The organism is Halorubrum amylolyticum (assembly GCF_004114995.1).
Taxonomy (GTDB): domain Archaea; phylum Halobacteriota; class Halobacteria; order Halobacteriales; family Haloferacaceae; genus Halorubrum; species Halorubrum amylolyticum.
Genome location: NZ_SDJP01000017.1, coordinates 44,209 through 50,485, shown reverse-complemented (window position 1 = coordinate 50,485; position 6,277 = coordinate 44,209). Strand labels below are relative to the sequence as shown.

At 54.7% G+C, this 6,277-nt stretch carries 7 protein-coding genes; 3 read left to right on the top strand and 4 right to left on the bottom strand.

Annotation, left to right across the window (positions count from 1 at the left end):
• Window positions 1-426: transposase (locus ESO89_RS12075; RefSeq protein ID WP_164932792.1), on the top strand; the 426-nt coding region annotated here is incomplete at its 5' end.
• Window positions 427-988: 562 nt separating this feature from the next.
• Here ESO89_RS12075 and ESO89_RS12065 read toward each other — a convergent pair.
• The gene (locus ESO89_RS12065; RefSeq protein WP_128905736.1) at window positions 989-1,315 is read right to left on the bottom strand and encodes a hypothetical protein; all 327 of its coding nucleotides are present in this window, start codon (window positions 1,313-1,315) and stop codon (window positions 989-991) included.
• Between the two features lie 145 nt (window positions 1,316-1,460).
• The gene (locus ESO89_RS18790) at window positions 1,461-2,189 is read right to left on the bottom strand and encodes a hypothetical protein (protein WP_206731758.1); all 729 of its coding nucleotides are present in this window, start codon (window positions 2,187-2,189) and stop codon (window positions 1,461-1,463) included.
• Window positions 2,190-2,851: 662 nt separating this feature from the next.
• On the opposite strand from ESO89_RS18790, the gene ESO89_RS12055 reads away from it, so the two are divergent.
• Together ESO89_RS12055 and ESO89_RS12050 are read left to right on the top strand one after the other, a co-directional pair.
• A complete protein-coding gene (locus ESO89_RS12055) occupies window positions 2,852-3,160 on the top strand; it encodes a hypothetical protein (RefSeq protein WP_128905734.1) in 309 nt (102 codons plus the stop codon).
• Between the two features lie 2 nt (window positions 3,161-3,162).
• On the top strand, window positions 3,163-3,771 hold the full coding sequence (locus tag ESO89_RS12050) for a hypothetical protein (RefSeq protein WP_241686215.1): 609 nt from the start codon (window positions 3,163-3,165) through the stop codon (window positions 3,769-3,771).
• A gap of 316 nt (window positions 3,772-4,087) precedes the next feature.
• Here the strand turns inward: ESO89_RS12050 and ESO89_RS12040 are convergent, their stop codons facing one another.
• Window positions 4,088-5,233 (bottom strand): ISH3 family transposase, encoded by a 1,146-nt coding sequence (locus ESO89_RS12040; protein WP_122107030.1) that lies wholly within the window; start codon window positions 5,231-5,233, stop codon window positions 4,088-4,090.
• A gap of 256 nt (window positions 5,234-5,489) precedes the next feature.
• A complete protein-coding gene (locus ESO89_RS12035; protein WP_128905733.1) occupies window positions 5,490-6,182 on the bottom strand; it encodes a hypothetical protein in 693 nt (230 codons plus the stop codon).
• Window positions 6,183-6,277 lie beyond the last annotated feature (95 nt).

Genomic DNA, 6,277 nt, shown 5'->3' with positions numbered 1-6,277 from the left:
TACCACGCGCCCGATATCGCACAGCTCTATCGGGCGCGCTGGGAGATTGAGCTGCTGTTCAAGGAACTCAAATCGCGCTTCGGTCTTGATGAGATCAATACGACGGATCCCTACATTATTGAAGCGCTGATCATCGTAGCGGCGCTCTCGCTGCTGATGAGCCGCGTTATTGTGGATGAACTCCGCAAATTAGACGCAAAGCGGCAGGGAAGCGACGACGACGCAGCGGCGTCGTCGACGCGTCTCCCACGCCGTCGGTGTTCTCACGCGCTCGAACGTCACGCACACTTGGTCCAACTGTACCTGATGCTAGATCTGGGGTATGAACTGCCAGATCTCGACGAATTGCTGTTGTGGTCGTCACGGGATCCAAATCCACATCGAGCAAGATTACGTGAGCAGGTTGAGTCAGGCGAGTTCTGGTAGAAACTCGCCTGACAAGCCGGTCAGCTCAGACGTTGGTAGTAGTGACAGCTCTGGATCGGCGACGCACTCACCGGAGTGAGTGCGCCGCCTTCAGAGAGTGACACAGATCTCATCATCCGAGACAGAAGAACATCCGTTCAGTTCTCCGATCACACTTCATCAGCGATTGGACTCAACACCGTCTTGGTCAACTATCCGCACAAACACCGCCTCAACGCGCCGCTAAACTACAACGGATGGATACGGAGAAGCATGTTCAGAAAGTTCTTGCTTGAGCGATTCCTCGCCTGCGTCTGGCCCATGCGGGCGAGGAACGATAGTTACGCACGACCACAGCGACGAGTCTTCGTCTAGATGCTCAAGAACACGCTGGCTTCCGTGCTTCACGTAGTATCCACGGCTGCCTTGTTCAGGGTACTTGTTTGAGTCGACGTGGTTCTGAAGTTCGTGCTTACAGACATTTGTCGTTGTGAGGTGGATGGTGTCTTTCAAGAGTTCCCACTGAGTCGTGTTCGCAACCGCGATCAAGGAACTCGTATCTGCCAGTATCGGATAGCGAGCCTCACTCGCCATTGCGTCCCGTCAGAAATTCAGATGTGTCTCGTTCCATAGCTGCCTCGAACGACTTGTTTTCTTCTTCCATTCTATCGAGCTTTTCACCAAGAAGAACACGAGCCACATCCTCACCAATCTCATCACGACTATATCGTTCGTAGACCGCGATCTTGTCCTGTTCATCTAATGACTGCCGGAGCATTTCGGCCAAGCCGACGCGAGCGAGTTCGCTCACGTTGACGCCACCGATATGAATCTCATCAAGGAGTTCCGCGGCCTCTTTTTCGGCTCCGGCACGGAACTGGATCACCTTATCATAGCTTGATCCGCTCATACACTACCGTTCGATGTAGAGGGAGATATATGTTATGACGTGTAACTATTTGTTACTACAAAAGGCGAAAAATGTCAATTCAAGTATATATTTCTCAAAGAAAGAATGTGTATCTGGAATTCTGTCGAACTATTATCTCACTGAATTACTCCCCGTCGAAGCCACTCCCACCCATACGCTCGACATCAGTGACCGGTTCACGACCAACTGGCCGCCAGCGACAGCCGGTCCACTCGTCGTCAATCCGCCACCAGCCGGGTCCGTCGTCGCGTTCGACGAACCGGATCCGACGACGTGACGACCTCGCGGGAACGAACGTGACACCGATCAATCCTGTACCAGGAGTGGACTCCGGACTACCGTCCGTCTCAGTCGCAGTGCTTGGCTCGTCGTCACGAGGTGACGAGTTCGGAATTTCTCCCTGATCGCTCGCAGCGTCCGACGTAGCTTCCACAGGCTCGTCGCCGTCGGCAGCCGGTGAGGGCTCGTGCTGGCGATACTTCTCGCTTTCTGGCGTGCCGTCGTCGTCGCCGAACAGCCGTTCTGCCTCCTCACTGGTCAAACGCGGCCCCTCGTAGTACTCCTTATAGTGCGTATTCCAAGCGTTACGGTGTTCGATCGGGAGTTGCCGGTGCCACTGCCGGTAGGGCGGCTTGTCCACCTTGTGGATATGGACGTGACAGCTCTGACACAGCGGGATCACGTTGGCGACGCGATCGTCGGTGTCATCTCCGTTGAGATGATGGAGCGAGAGCTTGTCTTGCCGCCGCTCGCCGCTGGTGGTGTTGAGCCAGCCCTCGGGAGACCGCCCACAGACAAGACACGCGTCGCCCCAAGCGTTGCGGACAGCCTGTCGGAACTCGTCGTCGCTCATTGTTTCTGTGCCTCCTTGGGGTTCGATGGTGACTGAGAACCTGCTCGTCGGTGGCCGACTGTCGGCCATTGTTCGGGTTCTCGCGGCCGAAGCGCTGCGTGACTCGATACAACTGGAACTCGTACACGTGTGACGGGACCCCACGTCGATAGTGTCGCCGTCAACGGGGGCAGAGCCACACGCATCGATCTCGTTGGTTGTTTCATTTCAGTGCGAGAGAGCGCTGGGCATCACTCTCACCCACCTCCCTCGCACCCAATTCGAGGGATACAAACGGAGCCAGTACCGGACCGCAGCCCATTCGGCTCGACGAAAGTTAACCAACAGAATTGGTCGTTATGTTGGTTAAGGTGGGTACTTTGACATCCAGTGGTGGGAGAATGGAGACTACAAATACCACTATCGGGAGGATGGACTAGAGTTTAGGTTCGGCCGCGAGGCAGCGAATGAAACCACCAGTAAGCCGGTACGGCACTTTCATCCGCCAAGCGATCTCGACGCACATAGACAATCCTGTATGGGGATTGAAATCCTCTCCTTCAGACATATTCTCGCCTGAATTAGCCGGCCGATGAGAGTTGCGTATTGACTATTGAGAATTTGTACTGACATGGATGGCACGTCACAACATCTATGAGGGTGGAGAGAGAATGTAGGGTAAGATGGCCACAAACAACGACAAGATCCAGTTTCGGGGGAAAACTGAAAAGAAGGCGACTCAGATTGTCGATCAGATGCGCCTTGGTGGGATCAACATTAGTGAGCTTGCTCGACAGGGTCTTCAAGAGAAACTCCGAGAAGTCCTCTCGGAGGAGGAGAAGATCACCCTCCACCAGCGATACAAGCAGGGAGAGCTTTCTGAGGAGGTTGCAGAGATCCTTCTTGATGGTGCCTTGGAAGAGATTGAGCGGGAGAGGGAGGCCTTCGAGGAGGCTACGGAGCTTGATACGACTGGAGTTTTCCAGAAGTGAAGATGGTGGACGATGATGTCCGCCATCCAGTTATTGTTGATACAGACGCACTAATCGCTGTAGCGAACACGTGTTTCTGGTCTCGAATTACGGACAATATCCGGCTGACGACGACTAACGTGTGTTATCACGAACTCAAGCGCCACGTTCGGGAGATGTCTGAGTACGCGCCTGAAGGGACGAGAGAGCGGTGGGTTCACGATGGGAGCAAGAGGGCACTTGAGCCGTTCGACGAAGAGGAGAAGCCGTTTACGGTCGTTCCGTGTGTCCCTCGACCGCATGGGGAGGATGCTGGGGAGAAGTCCGTGAAGATGGAAATCGAACAGCATACAGAGCTGTATCGGTTCGCTATTTTGATGGATACGCACGGGCGTCGGGCCATTAATCGAGTATTCGATGACGCAGAAGAGGCAACTGGGAAGGCAGTTGCTCCTACGTTTTTGCTGTATCTGTTACTAGACGAGGGAAAGTGTACTGTAGCGGAGTTTTGTCAGGCCTGTGGCGAGATGCTTCGAGGGGAAGGCTGGACAGGGTATCAAGCGATTCAGGCAGCATGGGAAGCGATCCCGGTCGATTGCTCGCAGTATCTCCCGAACGATCTACTTCCATGAATACTCCTAAATAACGAACCCGCATTATCAACTACTGTCAATCTGTCTAGCTATCTGTACTTCAGCTGTACTGACCACAACCGGGGCAGAATCTATCACTTTCTGAGGATTTCAGAGCCGTTAGCCCAGACTCAGTCGATCACATCGACAGCCGCGTAATCTCGTCTGATGGCGATGAATCAGATGGAACTGGTCGTGGCGCGTCTTCGAATCGCTGGTGAGTGTGATCTTCAGGATGGACCGTCGCTGTCGGCGGCGCACTGCCGCCGACGCGACAGTGTCGTCACTCACGACCGCTATCTAAATCGGTGGACAGCTACCGGAAGAATCGGCTGTCGAGTGGCTGGTTCGCTGGAATGGACCTACGTACACCAAGCGCTGTCCAAGCGGCCCGCAGCACCATCTCACAGAACTCCGTGAACGGCCACCTCCAGAGGCGGCGCCCCCCGCGGCGGGGCGCCGCCACGTACCGCCAGTGTAGATACCGCCAGCTATTCTGGAGCAGTAGGCTCACCACAAACATCACCAGCCGTAGCCCAGCGTCCTGAGAACTGGTGAATGCGAGGCTCTGCTTGGCTAATCGGTAGCTCGACTCGATGCCGAAGCGCTTGCTGTAGTGTTCTCGGGCATCCCGTGGTGTGTCGATAAACGGCGCGTCAGCGGCGTAGCCGTGACGCGCCACCCCGTGTTCGTCGTATCGTCCCTGTTGGTAGACGCAGTCGATGAACACAGGGAACGTTACCTTGCCGGCGAGATCGTGTTCGATCTCGCGGCTCCAGCCGCTACTGAGTTCGTCTTGGATCGTTTCACCCCACTTGACGATCGGCATCACGTAGGCGTAGTTGTGCGTGGACAACAGCCCAAGACAGGTGCTGTTGTAGAATCCGCGATCGAGATAGACGGCCTTGACGCCGAGGTCAAGGCCGTCGAGGAGTTCGAGAAACTCACCAAGGACGTCGCTGGTGGTGTCGCCAGCGACAAGCTGGCGCACCGCCAGCGTGTACCGCTTGTTGCGTACCCGCGCGTACAGCGTCGCGTACGCGTGAAACGTTGTGGTTCCTCGTTTCGCCTGTGAGAAGTACAGCGCTTCTGTTTCGTCTTCATCGCCGTAGTAGGGGTCGAGGTGGAGGTCTGCACAGACCTCCACCGGTCGATCTGGAAGCGTCTCAAGCGTATCTCGTTGAAGTAGCGTGTCCCCAACCGCCTCAACGGAGTCAAGTTCGAACTGCTCGGTGAGATGTCCTCGAACGGTGTTGGCGTGTGGCGAGTCCTCGGTCGTTTCGCAGACGTGATTGATCGAGGTCCCGCCGGCGCTGGCGCCGGCGAGGACCTCGTACAACGTCTCTGTCGTGACCTTGACGTTCTCGTCGAGATCTATCGCAAGCTCTTCGTTGAGGCTGTTGACGACAAAATTAAGGAGGTGCTCTTCTTCTATCTCGCTGTCTGCTTCGGTAGCTTCCACACCCTTCCCAAGCAGACACTTTCACTCAAACCCGATGTGATCGACTGAGACTGCTTTAGTCCCACAGCATGGGTTCGCTAATGAGCAAATCACATGGCTTCACGGTGAGCAACCCACTAATGAGTTCGGTAAGGATTTGTCCCCACATTGGACTGAGTCAGTCGAATAGCGTGTTTGCGCCGACAAAACCAACGGAATTGAGAATTTTACTGCTATGTCGAGACGAATCTGAAGAGGCTTGCTCACCCGTTGTATCTCAATTGTCGTTAACGAGATGTTGGAACTCAGATGGGACAGACAGTTTTCGTGGCCCATCTTCAGTTTGGATGTCTGCGATTGCTGCGTGGATATTTGCAAGCGCGATTTGTCTTGCTTCGGAGGGTGGATAGCGTCCAGATTCATAGAGTTTCTCGCCAGTTTCTGGGTCTGTCCAGTTCCCGTATTCTCTCCATTGGTGATACATATCTGCGATACTGATTTCTTCAGTTGGAGGTATCTCGTAGAGAGTCTGTCGTGGGGACACATCTGAGTTCGGGGAGTTGAACCAGTCAGTATACTCTCGCGCTGTTGTTACACCGTCAGCGAGAGCGGTTTCGAAGGTGAGAAATCGGTGGGCGCCAGCCTCGTGACCCGTGGTAATGGCATGTTGGAGGTATTCTTGTTCATTCGCGAGCGTATACAGAAAGGCGATCCCGTACGAGAGACTGTCTGGGTAGGCACCCTCATGACGAAGGCCGACGAGAATATCACGGAGCAGTGATTCAGGAAGCTCCTCCGTGAGCAGTTGAAAATCACGAAGCGCGTTCGTCACACGCTCTTGAATTGCTTGCCGACGTTGGTAGTCACGCTGATTGGCGGTCCCTGGGGTCGATCCATCCGTTTGTTCGCGGAGCCATTCGCGATCAGTAGCTGTGAGAATACCACGATCCCTGTCGTCGTGTGACGCCATCACTATCGCGATTTCCTTGATACAGTATATAAATCCCTGACGATCCGCCCCAACTCAGCCTAGTTTTGACGAAAGGATCCATCAAATCGGCTGGA